We start from the raw sequence: 20,050 nt of genomic DNA on the forward strand, positions 1-20,050 counted from the left end.
TATCTTGAATAGACACTTAAATACCATAGAGTTATTTTTAAAAGGCTCCAATTTATACCGTGGCATTAGGCTAACTACTGCTGTGGTTACACCTTTGTTGATTTTATACTTTTTAGGGTATGGCGAGTTGGCTCCTTCTATTGTTGTTGGTGTATTTTTAAATGCGCCTGGAGATATTCCTGGGAGTTTAAAAAGGAAAATTAATGCCATTTTAATTAGTATTGGTTTAACCATGTTGGTTACTTGCACAATACTGTTTTTTAAGCCTTACTTAGTGGCTTTACTCATTGCTATCACTATTATATCTTTTGTGGTTTCTCTTATATCGGTGTATGGTTTTAGGGCTTCGTTAGTTTCTTTTTCCGGGTTATTATCCATGGTGCTAGCGCTTGCTGTTCAAAAGGAAAGTCCTCAAGAGATTTTTAATCATATCGGGCTTATGGGCATTGGTGGGCTTTGGTACTTATTGGTATCGTTCACCTTTCAGAAATTAGCACCTAAAAAAGATAACAATCAATTACTATCGGATACGCTAGCGCTTATTGGAGAATATTTAAAATTAAGAGCGCGATTATTAACCAAGAAAAACAAACGTGAAACGCTTATAAAAGAAGCCTTAGTACTGCAAACACAGATTAACGAAAAACATGAAACTTTAAGAGAGGTTCTCTACGTTGAAAGAAAGAAATCTGGTCGTTCTCACTATGATGAAAAGCAACTATTAATATTTATATCGACCATAAATATATTCGAGCTCATTGAAGCAAAGCATTTAGATTATAATGAAATTGATAGGTTATTTATTGATAAGAAAGACTTTCTGAAAGCATCTAAGAATTTGAATAAAGTGTTGGGCAATCATTTAATAAAATTATCAGATTTGCTTATTCAAAAACGAAAAATTCCTAATAAGAATGTTTTGTTAGAGGCACTAGCTAAAGCTAATGATGCAATTTCCGATTATGTAGACGATGTTACACTTCCAAAAGCAAGGGAAGGTGCATTAGTTTTAAAAAATCTATATGATTATCAAGAATTATTACTAGAAGAAGTAAGAGCTATTCGTCGTGTTATGGCCAATGTAAGGGAGGCTTCTAAGGTATCTTTAAAAAGACAAGATGCTAGTCAGTTTTTAACGCTGCAAGAATATAGATTAAATGTTATTATTCAAAACCTTAGTTTTAGTTCTAATTTATTTCGGCATGCCCTGCGTTTTACCGTAGCAGTGTTGTTTGCTTTTATACTAGGTACTGTTTTAGAAATCCATAATACGTATTGGATAGTTTTGACCATTTTGGTAATTATGCGCCCGAATTATGGTTTAACCAAAGAGCGCTCTAAAGATCGGATTATTGGAACACTTATAGGAGCCACTGTTGCAATTAGTATTGTGCTATTAACACAAAATGTTATTGTTTACGCCACATTAGCTATTGTATCACTCATTTTTGCATTTGCATTAATTCAGGAGAATTATAAATTTGCGGCGGCGTTAATTACAATCAATGTTATTTTTGTTTATTCGCTTATAAACCCTAATGCTTTCGAGGTTATACAATATCGTGTTATAGATACTATTATAGGAGCAATTATTGCTATAGTAGCGAACTATTTATTATGGCCAAGTTGGGAGGTTAACAATTTAAAAGATGTACTTCATGATGCAGTAAAGAAAAACACAAGTTATTTACTTGCTACAAAAGATTTATACCACGCTAAAAAACAGAATCAATTGGCTTATAAAGTCGCCAGAAAAGATGCTTTTTTAGCAATAAGTAATTTAAATGCAGCTTTTCAAAGGTTAACACAAGATCCTAAATCTAAACAAAGGGAATTTCAACTTATATATAGTTTAGTCACTCTAAATCAAACTATGGTTTCGGCTACAGCCTCTATAGGTAGTTTTATTGTTAATCATAAAACGACTTCAGCCTCTAAAGAATTTGATGTTATGGTTCTTAAAATAGCAGATACATTACAAATGTCTTGTGCTTTATTAGAGGGTAAGCCTATTATCAAACAAATTGATGCGGAGGCGATTAAAGAAGCAGAAGATGTACTATTGAAAACGTTTCAGCATCTTTCTCATAAAAGAGATAAAAATATTAAAAAAGGAAATACTGAAATTAGTACCAGAGATATGCACCACTTACAGGAAGCTTATTTAATACCAAATCAACTTATTTGGTTAAAATCATTATCTGAAAACTTAAAAAGAGCCACCCGTAAATATATTGAAGCGGTTTAGGTTGTTGAGAATTGGTAATCACTTCTTATGTTTAAGCTTTTACATAAATGAAAAGAGTAATATTCTTAGTTTAGAATAGCGGATTATCAAAATAAACTTCGAAAACACCTGTTTTATTGCTCTTTATGGAAGAAAATAAATCATTTTTAGATTAAAGAATTTCTTAAATCGATTTTTGATTATATTTGGTTTTGTAATTTGCTATTGGTAACTTTCTTTTTGTAATTTTAAAAAAAGATCTCTTAATCAGTTTGGTTTGCGTTGTGAAAAAAACGAGAACTCTTCAAAATGAGTTTAGTATAAATGTTTCCCTTTCCGTTAGGTTTTATTATCAACCAGTTTTATAATTATATGATTAATCGAAACTAATATTTTTTACAAAATAACTTGATTACGTTGGGAGATAGCATGTTGAATGATAAGTTTTGGGATGAGTTTGTATCAGGCAAAGTAGGAGCTTTTCAACAGTTCTATACGTCTTACTTTGATGAATTATATACTTATAGTTTTAAAATCTATCCCGATGAAGATTTTGCGAAAGACTGTGTGCAAGATGTATTTGTTAATTTGTACGAACGAAGATTGTCACTATCAAAACCTAATAATCTAAGAAACTATTTATACCAATCTGTTCGAAACTGTGCATACCGAAAGTTAGAACGCGAAAAGAAATATAGAGATTTAAAACTTGATAAGTCTAAATATATAATTGAGAGCGAAACTTACAACAACGAAGAGGAAGACCGTAACAAAGAAGTTCTTTCGGTTTTAATTCGAAATCTCTCTAAAAAGCAACAAGAAATTTTGTTCTTAAGATTTTCTCGTGGTTTTGATTATCAAGAAATAGGAGATTTATTGGGTATTGATAAAAGCTCTGTAAGAAAGCAAGTTTATAGAGCAATAAAAAAAATACGCAGTAGTGATGATTTTTCTAAATCTATCGATATTATTTTAATGATGATTCCTTCTTTCTTGAAAAAATAAAATAACTATCCTAAAATAAAATAACTCGATTTTAAATAGTTGTTATTTCTTTCCTAAACATAAAAATTTTATAGCGAAACCTGCTGAAATTTAAAGTATTTAACACAAAATTATTCTGTTTTACATATAAATTGAAATTATCAAATTAGCATTTAAAGTGTTTTAAATTAGTTTATAGCTTGTTTTTTGTTGTTTATTTTAAAATTATCTTAAAATAAGTCATAAAAAGCGTCCACATAAATACTTCTCATGTATCTATAGGTTAGTTAGATCTATAAAAATGAAAAAATATTTAAATAATTCAGACTTTATTAACTGGGTATATCATCCAAACGAAGAAAATTCCAAATGGATGGAAGATTTTTTGTTGACGCATCCAGAAGATGAAAACTTAATACATGACCTTAAAAAAATACTATTAGCAATAGATGCTGAGAACAAAATAAATATACCAGATTATAAAGAAGAAGTTTTTGCAGCTATAAAAGCAAAAGTTAGAGAGAATTCGAGGAAAAGGGATAGGCAATTATTGTTTACCACAATTTATAAATATGCAGCTATTTTTATTATTCTATTAGGTATAGCAAGTTTTTGGTTCTTTAGTAATAGCGAGCTGTACTCGGGGTATGACGATACTAAAGTAGTTAGACTAGATACTATTTCCAATACTCAATTAATTTTAGGTAATAAAGATGCCGTAGTTATAGACTCTAAAGACTCTAAAGTACAATATAAAAATGATGGTAATATTGTAGTAGATAATAAAGAGACAGCAAAAACATCGAATCAAAAGGATGAATTTAATCAGTTGTTGGTGCCTTATGGTAAAAGGAGTAAAATTGTTTTGGAAGACAATACCATTGTTTACTTAAATGCTGGTAGTAAGTTTATTTTTCCCTCTAATTTTTCTGATAAAAAGAATAGAACAGTTTTCTTAGAAGGTGAAGCTTATTTTGAGGTAACTACAAATAAATTAAAGCCATTTGTGGTTAAAACTATAAATGACGATTATGAGATTAATGTTTTAGGTACAAAATTTAATATTACTGCCTATGCCTCAGAAAATATTATTCAAACAGTTTTAAAAGAAGGTTCTGTAAAAATTTTAAAGAAGGAGAATATTTTTACTACATCGGAAACTTTCTTGAAACCTGGACAATTAGCACATTGGAATAAAAAACATGATGATATTCAATTATATGATGTTGATCCCGATTTCTACTCAGCATGGACACATGGATACCTTTCGTTCAATAGAGATCCTTTAAATAAAATTTTAAAAGTGTTAAATCGATATTATAATGTATCGATAAATATTCAAGACCAAACAAATAGACAAAAAAAGGTAACAGGAAAATTAGATCTTAACGATAGTTTAGACACCACTCTAAAAAACCTGGCGCTCACTTCTATGCTTAAAATAAAAAAACTAAATAAAAATGAATATATAATGGAGTAAAAAAAAGTATGAAGATTTAACAACGCCTTCATACTGTATTTGTTAATAGTTAACAAATACAAAACCTTAACTAAACTAAACCAATAAGATTTATGAAAAAAAAATTATTCAGTTTTAATTTTGAATACAAAATTAGGGATAATATTAAAAAAACAGTGAGATGTTTCTCGTTGTTTCTCTTAATTAACGTCTGTTATGCATTTACAGATACACACTCACAGAATAAAACATTTAATATTCAATTTGAAAATGTTTCCTTGAAAAAGGTTATTTCAGAAATTGAAAACCAAAGTGACTTTGTTATTATCTATGATGATGAAGTTTGGGGCTTATTAAATAAAAGAGTAAGAAATTTTAATGCGAAAAATGAAAATATCGTAGAGGTACTTGATAAAATTTTAAGTGTAGATAAATTTACATACACCATCAACGACAGGCAAGTTGTAATTCATAAAAAAGATAATAAAACCCCTCAGTTATCTAATACAGTCGTAGTACAAACGAAAACAATTAAAGGAAAAATTATTGATGAAGGAGGAGTTCCTGTTCCTGGGGTTAATATTTTGGTTGCCGGAACAAAACGTGGAACTCAAACCGATTTTGATGGGGAATATTCTATAAATGCGAATGAAGGCGAAGTTATAGAGTTTAGCTTCGTTGGCATGCAGTCGCAGAGTGTTACTGTTGGAGAAAATGATACTATTAATTTAACATTAAAAGAAGATGCAGCCGCTTTAGATGAGGTAGTTGTAGTTGCTTTTGGTGAACAGAAGAAGGAAAGTGTTGTAGCATCCATAACAACCATTAAACCTAGTGAGCTTAAAATACCTTCTAGTAATTTAACAACAGCCTTAGCGGGGCGTGTTTCAGGATTAATATCTTACCAACGTAGTGGAGAGCCTGGTGCAGATAATGCTCAGTTTTTTGTTCGTGGTATTTCTACTTTTGGATACGCGAGTAGTCCATTAATTCTTTTAGATGGATTTGAAATTTCTGCTAATGAGCTTTCAAGAGTTCAACCCGATGATATTGCTAGTTTTTCGGTAATGAAAGATGCTACAGCAACATCGCTTTATGGAGCAAGAGGAGCAAATGGTGTTATATTAATTACCACAAAAGAAGGTAAAGAAGGTAAAGCTGTAATTTCTTTAAGATATGAGTCTTCTTTTTCTCAACCAACTCAAATACCTCAAGTTATTGGAGGGGTCGAGTATATGCAATTATATAATCAAGCACAGTTTAATGATGATCCTTTATTGCCTAAGTTTTATAATGTGCAACGTATTGAAAACACAATAAATGAACTTAATCCATATGCATATCCTAATGTAGATTGGTATGATGAGTTATTTAAAACTCAAGCAGTAAATACAAGGTATAATATTAATGTAACCGGAGGAGGTAAGGTTGCAACCTATTATTTAGCAGGTTCTTTTACTAGGGATAACGGACTGTTGAAAGTTGATAAAAAGAATAATTTTAATTCTAACATTCAAATAAACAATTATAATCTCCGTTCAAATTTAAATATTAAGTTAAGTCCTAAAACGTCGGTAGGATTAAAAATTAGTTCAGATTTTAATAGATCTAATACGCCTACTTCTAGTGGAACAGCTATTTTTAATAGTGTCATGGATATAAATCCAGTAGAATTCCCGAAGTATTACGCTCCAGATGATGCGAACGCTTTTACAACACATATTTTATTTGGTAATTCAGGAAATCAAGACGATCTTTTTGTGAATCCGTATGCAGAAAGTGTAAAAGGATTTAAAGATTATTTTTCGGCAACGGTACTGTCGCAAATAACATTAAAGTCTGAAATAAATAAAAATTTAACATTTTCTGCTAATGCTACAATACAATCGTTTGGTGAGTTCTCGTCTCAAAGAACGTATAGCCCTTTTTACTATAACTGGAAAGACTATGATCAAGTATCAGGTACCTATACTTTAGAACAAATTAATGATAATGGGTCAGATGCTTTGGGTGATCCGGTTGTGTCTCGTAATTCAAATTCTCGTAATTATTTTGAGGCACGTATATTATATAATAAAACCTTTGATGATAAACACGCTGTTAGTGGTTTGCTTGTTGGGCGTGCTGAAGAGAAAATGAATCAAGGCACAGGGTCTGGTATCTATGCTACGTTGCCATCTCGTAACAATGGTGTCTCAGGAAGGCTTACTTACGGTTACGATTCTAGATATTTGTTCGAAGCCAATTTTGGATATAATGGGTCCGAGAAATTTTCAGAAAAAGAACGTTACGGGTTTTTTCCAGCAATTGGATTTGGTTATGTAATGTCTAATGAAAAATATTGGAAAGGTCTAGAAGATGTTATTAATACTATGAAGGTGAAGTTTACTTATGGGTTAGTTGGAAATGATGCTATTGCATCAGAATCAGACCGTTTTTTCTTTCTATCTCAAGTTAATAACAATGGAAACGGATATATATGGGGAGGTAATTATCAAACAGGTTATAGTGGATATAATGTAGAGCGATATGCTAATAATTTAATAACTTGGGAAGTTGCAGAAAAAATTAATTTAGGATTTGAAATGAAAATAGCTAAGTCTATCAATTTTCAAGTAGACTTCTTTAAAGAAAATAGATCTGATATTTATTTACCTCGTGATTTTATACCTAATTCTGTTGGATTAAGTGCTGATATTTTTGGAAATATTGGCAAGGCAACATCAAAAGGTATCGATGGTTCATTGGATTTTAATCATTCTTTTTCTCCAGACTTTTGGGTAAGCGGACGCTCTACTTTTACATATGCAACTAGCGAAGTAGTTGAAGATGAAAAACAATTTATTTATGATTATCAAGATCGTAAAGGACAATCTTTATCCCAAAGTTGGGGCTTAGTTGCGGAACGTTTATTTGTAGATCAAGCAGAAATTGATAATTCTCCAAAACAAGAATTTGGTGTTTACCAACCAGGGGATATTAAATATAAAGATATTAATGGAGATGGTCTGGTAAATGATAATGATCAAGTTGCTATTGGAGACCCAACGAGCCCAGAGCTAATTTATGGTTTTGGTATATCTACTGGGTATAAACAAGTTGATTTTTCTTTCTTTTTTCAAGGCTCTGCTATGTCTTCTTTTTTCATTGATTCAGAAGCTGTGGCCCCATTTGTTGGTAGACGTAATGCATTAGACATTGTGGCAAATGATTATTGGAATTTAAATAATCCAAACCCAGAAGCTTTTTGGCCAAGACTATCTACAACTGTAGTCGATAATAATGCACAACAATCAACTTGGTGGCTAAGAGATGGTGATTTTTTAAGGCTTAAAAGTGTAGAGTTAGGGTACTCTTTACCTGATGATGTATTAACTAAACTGAATCTAGAAAAGTTTAGATTTTATGTAAATGCCTCTAATTTATTTACTATCACTGATTTTGATTTATGGGATATAGAAATGGGAGGTAATGGATTAGGTTACCCGGTTCAACGTGTAATTAATTTGGGACTACAAGTTTCATTGTAATTCAGCATTATATTAAATTAAGTAAAAAATAAGAATATGATAAAATTTATAAAATACATAAAGGTTTTAACAGTCCTTTTGTTATGTAGCTCTTGTTCGGATTATTTGGATGTTGTGCCTGATAATACAGTAGAAGTAGAGCATTTGTTTGAAACTGAAATAAAAGCTTATAATGCTTTAGCGGCTTGTTATTCGTTTCTTCCATATAATGACGACGTAAATAGCAATATGCTTTTGGCTGGAGATGAATATCTTGGTAGGCTAGATGCGGATTACGGCGGTAATGCAGGTCGACTAAGAGGGTCGAAAATAATGAGAGGCGGTTGGCAAACCGCTAATGATCCTCTAATGAATTTTTGGAGTGGTAGAAATGGTGGAAGTGGGCTTTATGATGGTATAAGGGTGTGTAATACCTTTTTAGAAAATATTGACAATGTACCAGACATGACGGAAGCAGATAAGTCTGATTGGACTGCCCAAGTAAAATTCCTTAAAGCATATTATCATTTTTATTTATTAAATAAATATGGACCAATTATACTTGCAGATGAAAATGTAGAAGCATCGGACGGTATAGATGAGGTAAGACAACTTAGGCAACCTGTAGATGTTTGTTTCGATTATATTGTTAACCTTTTGGACGAATCTATTGCGGGTATTTCAGAAGGTAGGTCTATTTCATTTCTTGGACAAATAGATAAAACCATTGCTATGAGTGTTAAAGCAAAGGTTCTTATGTATGCGGCTAGTCCATTATATAATGGAAATACAGAATTTTATGGTTCTTTTCTAGATGAAAATGGCCAACCATACTTTAATTTGCAAGCGGATCCTGAAAAATGGAAACTCGCATTAGACGCTACAGAAGAGGCTATTGCGCAAGCATTATCTCAAGGGAAAAAGTTGTATACGTACACCCATCCAATTAGTGATTTTGATGCAGCTGATTTAGAGGTTTCTGGAGTTATGAAACATGTGTATGATAATAAATATTCTATTGTAGAAGAATGGAATAGTGAACTTGTTTGGGGGTATTCTAACATAAACGATAGATCGGGTAGTGGTTTTCAAGTTGCTACTAATATGCGTAGTGTAACCGATCCAGGAAATACTAGAAATGCATGGCAATGGTTAGGCGCTAGTTACCGCATGACAGAAACATTTTATACTAAAAACGGTGTGCCTTTAGAAGAAGATATAACTTTTGATTATCAAAATAGATTAGCTATTACGGTTATACCAGAAGAAGAGGATTATTATAGAGGGTTTTTACAACCTTTAGAGCGAACTGTTAATTTGCATTTAGATAGGGAACCTCGCTTTTACGCCTGGTTAGCTACAGATAGAGGGGTATGGAGAGCACAGGATACGCGTAATAATTTAAAAATGAGAAACGCAGAATCCCCAGGGGGAAAAGCGCATGCAACAGATTTTTATTGGACTGGTATTGGTATAAAAAAGTTTGTTCATCCAGAAACAACATCAAATAGTTGGACAACAGTAATACACTATGCTAAACCAATTATGAGGTTAGCAGAACTTTATCTAATGCGAGCAGAAGCACGTAATGAATATAACGGGCCTTCTCAACAGGTATACAGTGATTTAAATGTTATTAGAAGACGTGCAGGACTTCCTGATGTTGAAATCGTTTATAGTAATGCAGGAATTGTAAATACCGTAGGTAAGCATCTAGATAAATCTGGATTGAGATCTATTATTCAACAAGAAAGACTTATTGAGTTAAGTTTTGAAGGGCATCGTTATGATGATATTAGACGTTGGAAACGAGCTTCTGAGTTTTTTACACTTCCAATTCTTGGTTGGGATGTCTTTAAAAGTTTAACTACAGAATTTTATTCGTTACAAACTAAGCAAACACGTCAATGGATAACACCTCGGGATTATTTATTTCCTTTAGAATTAAACGAATTGAGATTAAACCCTAAGTTAATCCAAAATCCAGGTTGGGATAGATAATTTAGTTAACTAATAAAATATAAAGATGAAAATAAATATATTAAATTATAAAATAAATACTCTTCATTTTTTCACGCTTGTTTGTGTAAGCTTAGTATTTATGTTCAGCTCATGTAATAGTGATAATGATGGAAATGGAGATGTAACACCTCCTGTGCAAGTAGATAATGTAACGTTTAAGCCAGAAAATGGTGGTGGTACATTTTTTTATAAAGTTCCAGAAGACGAGGACATATTGTTTGTAAAAGCTGTTTATACGCTAGATAGTGAAAAAACAATTTATAAAGCATCTAGTTTTTATGCAGATTCGTTGAGCATAGAAGGTTTAGGATCCGTAAAACCATATAAAGTAGAATTGGTTTCTGTAGATAGAACGGGCAATGAGTCTAAGCCGGTAATTCAAGAAATAACACCTTTGGAGCCAACTACAGATATTGTTTTATCTAGTTTAATAGTAATACCGTCCTTTTCAAGTGTTTTTATATCGTGGGAAAATCCTCAAAGAAAGAATATAGTTATTGGGATTACTTATGAAGTAGATGGCCATTCTATAGTTACTAAGTATGCTAGTAATGATTTGAAGGATAACTTTTTAATTGATGATTTAGATATTAAATCGTATAATTTCACTGTTGATATTGCAGACGATTTTGAAAATGTAACAGATCCAAAAGAGTATAACGATGTTACACCTTTTAGTGACGAGTTATTAGATAAGTCAAAATTTACTTTTTTAAGAGATGAATTCTTACCTGACTCAATGACGGAAACTTGGCTTGAATTAGATGAAACAGGTCAAGAAGTAACTATGACAAGAACACTTTCTCGTGCAGAAAAAGAAGGCGGATATAAAGGTATAGATGGAACCGAAGATAATTGGAATGCAGAAGAGCGTAGTTTAGATGGTTTTATTCAACTTTTTTGGGACGGTATAGTAGATGATGGCGTTTTAAGAAATAAAAACTTTTTTAGTACAGGAGCAAATGGATCTATACCGTTTTCATACTATATTGATTTAGGTCAAGAAGTGCAAATGAGTCGATTTAGAGTTTGGCAACGTGATTGGGATTCTAGGGCAACTGGAAATGATCAATCCGGGAATGCCTATAAGTCTGAAAATGTTGAAATCTTTGAATTATGGATTAGTAACGATAAAGAAAATTGGGAACGTGTACGAAGAGCAAACATTGTTAAGCCATTTGATGAAGTTGAAGCTAAACAAGAAGCTATTGACGGGCATCATTTTATTGCGTATCCTGAAGCCCCTAAGTTTACAAAACCGTTTAGATACATAGAGTATAGAGGACTTAAGCGTTTTGACGGGGGGACTACTGTTTGTAATGCCTCAGAGATTTCTATTTATGGGAATCCTAACTAAAAGATTTAAAATAAAATACTATGTTATATATAATAATATAAAAAAAATATAAGATTATGAAAATTAATAACTTAATAGTAGTAGCACTATTGTTGGTGCTCTGCTTTTCTTGCGAAGAGCAAGATGAGAACTATAGACAGTACCTGACTGAAACTGTATACCCGGGAAAGGCAGATAGTTTAAGAACTTATATAGGTGTCGAAAAAGTATATTTAGCTTGGGACGCACCAACCGATGCAAAAGCCGAAAGAATGGTTATAAAATATAGTGCAACAGATAGCATTATTTCAGAAACTGTAATTGATACTATAGTAGTATCTGGACTAAATTCTGGAGATACTTATAATTTTCAGGTTTTTAGTGTGGATAAAGATGATAACCAGTCTATAAAACTATATGCAGATTTGTACCCCGTTTCAGAAGATTGGATAAGCAAAAATATGTTTATTTCTAATCCACAGATATTACCGTCAGACGGTGTTAATGTAAATAGTTTAACGTTTAGTTGGACAGCTTTGGATAATGATGTTATGAAATACAAGGATGGACTTGAATTTACGCTTATCGATGATGCTGGTAACTCGATTTCCATTGACCCCGCCAATATTAGTAATGAGGTTGCAGAAGGTAGGGTGATTATTGATGTTCCTAACTTAGATGTCGATAAAACGTATACCGTTAAATATAAAATGGTTTTTAGCCCAAAAGTGGATAATAAAATTATTTTAGATACAACACCTCTGTCTGGAGAAATAACATTTGTACCAACTGATTATTCGTTAGACCCTATTTTTTTATTAGTGGAATCTATTGGGTGGGATAACTCTTCTTTTATAACGCTTTCTGCTTTAGAACCAGGTCGTTATCTAGGAGAGGGTGTCACATTAAAAGCTAATGATGTTATGAGAGCATTTAAAGATGCCGATTTAGATTCAGAAGTGCAATATGGTTTTTCTTACTTCGCTACAGTTCCTGACTATATGAGTGCAAGTGATGATGGAAATGATAATATAAAATTGAGTTTAAATGATGGACTTTATGATATTATTGTAGAAAGCACAAGTAAAATAGTAAATATTACAGGGACCTATGATGGGGTATTAGAGATTCCAGGAACTATTGAAGCTGAGCATTATAATGTAGGAGGAGAAGGTTTTGGATATCATGATAGCGAACCTGCAAATAGAGGGAATTCATTTAGAACGGAAGGTGTGGATATAAGCGCTGGTCCAACAGGTAATTTTAATATTGGATGGTCCGGCGATGGAGAATGGTTGCTTTATACAGTAGATGTACAAGAATCTGGCACGTATAGTGTTGTTGGTTCAGTATCATCAAGCCAAAGTTCCGGAACGCCTGTTGGTCAATTAGCTATTTTTGTAGATGATATTGAATTAACAGCTATTGATGTTGTTGGGACAGGAAATTGGGGTAGTTATACAGAACAGTCATCTGCGAATGATGTGCAACTAGAAGTAGGTATTCACAAAATAAAAGTATTGTATAGAAGTCCTTCTTTTAATTTTAATAGTTTAATTATTAATAAAATCTAAAAAAAACAGCTGTTTATTATAAGCTAAAAATATTTTTATTTCAAAAGCCAGACAAGTTTACTTGTCTGGCTTTTGTGTTTTAGAAACTTAAAATTAGGAGAAAAAACAGAAATTTTTAATTTATATACATAGCTTAAAATTAGAAATACTATTATGTCGTTAAACGTTTAAGCAGAAATAATTAATCTATTATGATTATTTAGTAATTATACATGCAGTTTTTTCTAAATAGTGATCAATATTTTTCAAAAAACTATTCATCAATCCAACCCATAATAGCATTAGCTACAAATCTAGGTTCTGGCGGTAACGAGTAAATATCTTTCTCGTAGTTTTTATTGTAAGGAGAGATATTCATAATATTTCCATCCACTACTAAGGTGCTACTTCCTCCTGGATCAAAGCCCATAGCTTTATCCATACCATATTTTAAAAGAATATCAACCATATCAAAATGAGTAGCTCCAACCGATTCTCTAATTCTTCCATTAACCATAAGCACCATAAGTTTACCTTCTTTAGTAATCCCTACGGCAATTTTTGGTCCGCGCATATCTGTGAAATCTAACCTAGCGGCTTGTGTTTTAATAGAGTTAGAGGTTTTCCAACCTTCATCTTCCATATTTAAAATTTGCTTTCCGCCATCAATTAGCATAGGGCCAGCTTCAATAGCATATGAAATCTCATCCCATTTAAAAGGATTGTTTTCTGGTTCTAATAATTGAATATCTAAAGGCATGCCTTCTTTGAACATCGCGTCAGAGAAAATTTCAGAAGGAACAGATAACGTGATACCTACGGAAATAGCAGGAACAGATTCACCCGCTTTCGTTTTAATAATTTGTTTTACAGTATTTCCTGCAATTCTGATAATAAAATTTCCATTTCCTTTAAAGGTTTCTTCGGAATAAGATAAATCGTAAAAGCAAGCTTCGGAATCGCTATGCTTGTTATAGTTATTCGAACTGAAAATAATGTTTTTTTGCTTGCCTTTTACAATTAAACCAGCTTCACAGTTTACTTTCCTGATATCAACATCGCCATTTTTATAAATAATAAATGCAGGTTTATTAAATAGTGGCGGACAAAACACCTTATTGTTCATAATCAATAAACCTAAAGGAGAACCAATATAGGTTTCTGGTAGGCCAAGTTTGCCTACTAACTCAGGATTTAAAATATAACCACCATTCCAAGCGAGTTCTATTTTATTATTATTTTTGCTTTTTTGTTTATATTCCTTGATTAGAGCAGGTACATTCTTAGGTTCTTTATTTGCAATGTGTGCCGCAAATTTCCATTTATATTTTTTGGTGTCAATTTCTGCTAATACACCACTCCATGGTAAACCATCGCTATAAACCCCTCCAGCGAAAGAAGATTTTACTTTTTCAACGGTTTTCGTTTCTTTAAGACCTTCTTTTATCTGTTCAAGAAGTTTAACAATTGGCGTTCCGTTTTCTATGGCATCAGCAGAAATTATTTTGAGTAGCTCTTTTTCTCCAATAGTATTTTTCAGTGCGTTAAAATCATCACTCTTTAGAGCTAGATCGAAATCTTTTGCTGTTTGAATTGGAGTAGGGTATGCTAAAGTGGTTCGAACAGCTGCTGGTACAAATTGAATAAAACCACTATCTTTTGGTATACCCATAATTTTGGCAGTCATTTCATATAAAACCTTACCAATGTGGAAGTGATCAATTTCTATAATATCAGTCATCATAGCAGAATATTCACCATTGGTTATTAAAAAACCATTTGCTTCTTTGATATCTCTTAAAATTTTGATGGCTTTTGGTCCCATTTGCGGAAAATGTACACCTTCCGACCATTGTTTTGTTTCAACTATTTGAACAACGCCTGCTTTATATAGTAAACCCAACTCTGGTTCTTTACCACTTTCTAAATATTCTTTAATGTTGGCACTAGAGAACCACTTGGTTATTCTCGGCTCATGAATAAATATGTATATCTTTTCTAGAGAATCTACGCTACTTTGTAGCACTTCTTCTGTAAGTTCTTCTTCTATAGTTAATTTTAATTGAGCACGAATGGGCTGCAAAACAAAATACTCTAACTCATGTTTAATGTATCGTCCCGGGAAGTATCCTTTTGGAACATTCTTCTTTAAATTGGTGGTTAATATTTTTCGATCATCAATACCTAAGTATTTACTGTTGGTTAATTGAAAAAGAGCCAATTCCCAATCTGCAAAAAACTGTGGAGCCAAAGTTAAATCGGCTAAATGCTGAGGTTTAAAAATATCATTATAAATCATATTCACTAAACCTGTTACTTCTTGATAGGTAAAAGCCTGATATGCGAAAGATTTTTTATTTCTATGTCTATACGTTAATGCATGATCATGTCTCGTTGAAATTTCACCATCTACATATTTAAAAATATCATCAATAGCATTGTAGTATTTATGGATCTGTTGCAAATTTGTGTTTACTAAATCAGGAATATCGTTTTCCATCATTCTGGCATAACGCATTACTTTTCCTTTTACAAGCTGCTCTTCAACTCTAAAAAAGCTAGGGTCTATTAAAGATTTCAAATACAGCATAAAAGATAAACGGCCATATCCTGGTAAATAATGTCTTGTTTTTTTATTCAGGATAGCATTTAAATCTTCATTTTCAAAATCAACCGATTTTTTATACTCCTTTAATAAGGTAACAACTTGCGTATTATCTTCACTACCTAAGGCATCAAGTTGTAAACACATGCGCTCAATAATATATCGCATGTTTTTTTCTAAAGATTCTATGCTGTAGCGTTTGTTAATCACGCTTCGGTTATGTGTAACATCTACCATTCGGTTTTGAGGATAAAACACATGATCACATATTTTTTCGGCTAGTAATTTAGGGACTTTAGAACCTTTAAACTCTAAAACGTTTAAACGTAGAGATTCATCTAAGTGTCTGCCAATAACCTGGTCGTAAACTTCTCTTGGTTCATACTGTCTACAAAATATAGGTGTGCCGCAGGCTGCGGCTTCTATAATAGGTAAGCCACGTCCTTCGGTTTGGCTTGGTAATAAAATTAGAGAAGCAACATCGTATAGTTGTTCAATATTTAAAGGTTTCTTATATTTTTTCTTAAACTCGTTTTTATCAAATTCACTAAATAGAAAGCCGAGTAATACACGAGATTTATATTCCTTTGGAAGTTCCTTAAGGAAATTTGTAAAATCTCCTTTTAAATCGCGATAGTAATTTTGCTGGCCATGAGGAATAGGACCAGAAACTATGAGTGATAATTTTAACTGCGGATTAGTAGAAAATTTCTCAGCAAATGAGTCGTAAGAAAACAAACGTTTAATAAGCTTAAAGTTAAGCTCAATAGATTTTCTGCTAATTACTCGTGTAGGTTGTAGAAATACGATGTTGTTGTTTACAAAATCGAAATTTTTAATAGTTTTATGTCCTAAAAGTATTGGTTTTAGCGAGCGTTCACTGTCTTTATGGTGCGCAGCAGTATGTACGGTAATGGTGTCTTTTTCATTAGCAAAAATGGTAGATACTTGCATAAACGCTTTTATAATATCACGTTTACTCATTTGGTGCATTTTGGTATCTACAGCAGTCCCGAGTAAGGCTACATTTGCTGGGTTATGACCATTAATATTAATAAGATGCTCTTGCTGCATTTTATTAATATTCACATTCATCCAAGAACGACTTTCCCATGGGTAAACCATTTCTATAACAGAGAAAAATTCGCCAATATGTGCATTATGAAAAAAGAAATCTCTCGGGCCTTTTTTTAAGCCTTTCTTTGCAATGTCTTCCTTTCTATTACCGCCTTCCCAATAAAAGTCATGATTGTTGTTTATTACAGGAATACCTAAATATTCCGAAATTAAAACTGTGGCAAGTGCCAGTGAAACATTTCCTGGGTTGGAGCAAACATTAATGAGATACAACAGCGAAATATCGTTTTCCTCAATGTAGCTACCCAGTTTTTCGACTAAAACTAAAACCTCTTTCCAAAATTTCCCAATAAGTGCATTGTAAGCTTCACTGCCACGTTCCATTTTTATATTAAAGAAGTCTTCGTATAGCGGCCAAGCATCAAAGGCTTCCATTTCTGGAATTACTTTTTTAAAAGCACTACTTGGGATTAGCTCATCTGCTTCATCCTTTATATCTCCAGCAATAAAGTGGATGGGTATATCGGGATAAATATTTTTAAAGATTTTGGCATATTTTTCCGTTTCTACCGTAATACCATCTATGGTAAAGTAAAAGGTAAGAAACGCAACACCACCTTTTTCAATTTCAGCATCGAAAGTAGAAGCCTTTCCTTTAAAGGCCGATGCTAAATTTTGTTCTTTAAATTTATCAATAAATAAACCGAGGTCAAACCAAGTATTTATTTTTTCATTTCTTAATGTATTTAATATGTTAGGTATTTTCGCTGTTTTATTATTAATCATTATTTGTTTTTAAAATTTAAATAGACTGCTTAATTTCTCTTCTAGTACATCATAAGAAAAATACTTTTTTCCTATCTCAAAGTTATATTCACCAATTTCTAGACAACGTTGTGGGTTGTATATAATGTTAGACATCTGTTGCACGCTTTCTGCAGTTAGGTTGCCATCTTCAATCATTACGGTTTCAAAACCTTTATTACCAATATCTTGCATGTAAACCGGTTTGTAGTTATTGACAAAAATTGGTTTTTTGGCAAGTACAGTTTCTACAAAAGCATTCCCAAAACCTTCGTAGGTACTAAAATAAGTTGCAGCTCTACCGTGGGCATAAACGTCCGATAGGTCTTTATGATCTAAAACCTTATCTGCAGCAAATATTATTTGACTCGATAAATTAAGTTGATGTATCTGGTCTATTAATTCATTATAATATTCCTTATTTTCATCATCATTATTATTACCAGTAATAACAAGTTTTAGCTTTTTATCATCTAGTTTATCAATTAAAGAAATGGCAGTCTCAATACCCTTACGTCTCACAATACGGGTAACTTGCAAAAGGGCAATTTCATCTTCGGTAATACCTAAGTCTTTAAGGAAAAACTGATTTTCTGGAGTTGGCACACCGTAAATGCGATTAAAATCCATAACATTCGGTACCAAAGTAGCGTCTATGTCAAATCTGTTTTTAAACGTTTCTACACCAAACGTATTAATAACGGCATGTTTTACGTCAGGTAATAACAACGGAAAATTATCATCTACATATTGGTTAATTTCCGGATGAGCCGATACATAGCGCTCACCACGTTCCCAGTGAAAATCATGATCATGAGTTACAATAGGCAGGCCTGTAGTTTTAATCAGTTTTTTAATGGCAACACCCATAGAGAGGTGGCAGGGTAGTGCCGATGCGTTTTCAGAAAGTAAAACCTCAATCTTTTTGTCACCCACCCATTTAACCATGGCATCATGAATCATGTTCGAAGCACTCTCAACATGTTCCAACAATGGTCCAGGATCTTTATCCGGTTCATAAAAAGCTTTGCGTTGTCCCCATTCAGCCTCTACCGAAAAAAAAGATAAAGCAGGAAACAAGTAATCATGGTCGTAATCCATAGTCCACGACTCAAATTCTCCAGACATAATAAACACCTCATGTCCCAATTTTTTTAATACATCAATCCATTTCTCAGTTTCTAGCGCAACACCGTCCACGCCGCCAATTCTACCAATAATAATACCTATTCGCATGTTCTATAAATAAAGGTTCGTATCCTTTAAATATAGACTATAGCTCAAAAAATTAAAAGGTTTTCAGGCAGAGCCTTGTTTAAATTATCACTTCAAAAATTTAAGCTACCATAAATTATGTGTTTTTAAATTTAAACCTCTAATCTGGGTAAATTGATAATTGAATATTTTGAGTTTGTCATAAAATGTTGTGTTTTAATCATCTTTTTGTGCGTTTTCGTAATTAAAATTTAAGTTTTAAAGAAAAACTGTAAAAAAAGAATAAATTGGTTGAGTTAGGTTGTTGTTTGGGCGTTACTCTAGCTATACCTTCTAGTGGTATAGCTAGAGTCGGGCTTTCACTACTCGCTTTTTTGTGTTGCATAGACGTAACCACACAAAAAGAGCTCAAACATGCCGTTCAATCCCTAACGCAGTGCTAGTTTGCAGAATCACTTTTTAAACCAAAATATAGTTTTAGTTTACAAAGCGTATAATGTTATGTATATAGGTGTAAACTAAAATTAGGGGAGAAGTACTATCGAATCATTAGATACCTATTATATATAGGTAGACATAAAAAGAGAAACAATAAAATAGTTATACCTATATATAAGGTAGTAAATAATATCAAAACTAAAATAAACACATGTCTCTATATATAAGGATGAATTAAGTCATCATTATTGTTTACCTGAAATTTAAAAAAATGAGAACCCTTTTAGTTTTAACTAACCTTAAAAAACAAACAAAAAATACAGTAACACATCAAAAACCATAATTATAAAACTAAATAAATGGTTGAAATGAGTGTATCACCATATAAAGCGATGTTATATCACTGTCAATTGTATTAAAAAAAGAGACAGTTAAATTAAATTTACCCTAAAATATGATATAAACAGAGTAGCGTAAACGCGTTAATTAACAATAACGATAAATACAAGCGTAATATCAAAAGAAAGTTGTTATGTAAATCGCTGGTAAACATTTGGTTAAAATAAACTTCAAAAATACTTCATAAAAAAGGTTGTCAGAACCAAAAAGGGATCTATATTTGCACCCCGCTAAAAAAGGTAAAACTTTAAAGGCGTAACGTTCATAAACAAGTTGATTGATTAAGATTTTAAAAGCGGTAAAAAACTTTTAAAAAAAGAGTCAAAAAAACATTGTGAGTTTCAGAAAAGGTTGTAAGTTTGCAGCCGCTAAAAACGGCAACGTAGTTAGCTAGAAAGTTCATAAGTATATTGTTTGGTAAT

Annotated in this window: 9 protein-coding genes; 7 read left to right on the plus strand and 2 right to left on the minus strand. The window is 32.2% G+C overall.

The features are described from left to right. Positions 1-4 precede the first annotated feature (4 nt). From V6246_RS17155 to V6246_RS17185, 7 genes are all read left to right on the plus strand, one after another. Entirely contained in the window at positions 5-2,248 is a 2,244-nt protein-coding gene (locus V6246_RS17155; RefSeq protein ID WP_341561688.1) for an FUSC family protein, read from the plus strand. Between the two features lie 387 nt (positions 2,249-2,635). Beyond that, positions 2,636-3,232: an RNA polymerase sigma factor gene (locus V6246_RS17160; RefSeq protein WP_341561689.1), complete on the plus strand. Its 597-nt coding sequence runs from the start codon at positions 2,636-2,638 to the stop codon at positions 3,230-3,232. Between the two features lie 280 nt (positions 3,233-3,512). Next, positions 3,513-4,691, plus strand: a complete 1,179-nt coding sequence (locus tag V6246_RS17165) for a FecR family protein (protein WP_341561690.1) — start codon at positions 3,513-3,515, stop codon at positions 4,689-4,691. Between the two features lie 257 nt (positions 4,692-4,948). Further along, positions 4,949-8,200, plus strand: coding sequence for a SusC/RagA family TonB-linked outer membrane protein (locus V6246_RS17170; protein ID WP_341561691.1), 3,252 nt, complete (start codon positions 4,949-4,951; stop codon positions 8,198-8,200). Between the two features lie 36 nt (positions 8,201-8,236). Beyond that, complete coding sequence (locus tag V6246_RS17175; protein ID WP_341561692.1) at positions 8,237-10,180, plus strand: RagB/SusD family nutrient uptake outer membrane protein; 1,944 nt, start codon at positions 8,237-8,239, stop codon at positions 10,178-10,180. A 25-nt stretch (positions 10,181-10,205) separates the two neighbouring features. After that, on the plus strand, positions 10,206-11,558 hold the full coding sequence (locus V6246_RS17180; protein ID WP_341561693.1) for a DUF4959 domain-containing protein: 1,353 nt from the start codon (positions 10,206-10,208) through the stop codon (positions 11,556-11,558). Between the two features lie 56 nt (positions 11,559-11,614). Further along, complete coding sequence (locus V6246_RS17185; RefSeq protein WP_341561694.1) at positions 11,615-13,111, plus strand: DUF4998 domain-containing protein; 1,497 nt, start codon at positions 11,615-11,617, stop codon at positions 13,109-13,111. 253 nt (positions 13,112-13,364) lie between these two features. Here the strand turns inward: V6246_RS17185 and V6246_RS17190 are convergent, their stop codons facing one another. Both V6246_RS17190 and V6246_RS17195 read right to left on the minus strand, forming a co-directional pair. Next, a complete protein-coding gene (locus V6246_RS17190) occupies positions 13,365-17,558 on the minus strand; it encodes a phosphodiester glycosidase family protein (protein ID WP_341561695.1) in 4,194 nt (1,397 codons plus the stop codon). Positions 17,559-17,567: 9 nt separating this feature from the next. Beyond that, the gene (locus tag V6246_RS17195) at positions 17,568-18,812 is read right to left on the minus strand and encodes a glycosyltransferase (protein ID WP_341561696.1); all 1,245 of its coding nucleotides are present in this window, start codon (positions 18,810-18,812) and stop codon (positions 17,568-17,570) included. Positions 18,813-20,050: the final 1,238 nt, after the last annotated feature.

The organism is Algibacter sp. TI.3.09, from assembly GCF_038154905.1.
Lineage (GTDB): Bacteria > Bacteroidota > Bacteroidia > Flavobacteriales > Flavobacteriaceae > Algibacter.

Bases quoted from the DNA above. Each gene is read 5' to 3' on its own strand.
- V6246_RS17165 (WP_341561690.1), top strand. From the start codon at position 3,513: ATGAAAAAATATTTAAATAATTCAGACTTTATTAACTGGGTATATCAT.
- V6246_RS17175 (WP_341561692.1), top strand. From the start codon at position 8,237: ATGATAAAATTTATAAAATACATAAAGGTTTTAACAGTCCTTTTGTTA.
- V6246_RS17180 (WP_341561693.1), top strand. From the start codon at position 10,206: ATGAAAATAAATATATTAAATTATAAAATAAATACTCTTCATTTTTTC.
- V6246_RS17185 (WP_341561694.1), top strand. From the start codon at position 11,615: ATGAAAATTAATAACTTAATAGTAGTAGCACTATTGTTGGTGCTCTGC.
- V6246_RS17190 (WP_341561695.1), bottom strand. From the start codon at position 17,558: ATGATTAATAATAAAACAGCGAAAATACCTAACATATTAAATACATTA.
- V6246_RS17195 (WP_341561696.1), bottom strand. From the start codon at position 18,812: ATGCGAATAGGTATTATTATTGGTAGAATTGGCGGCGTGGACGGTGTT.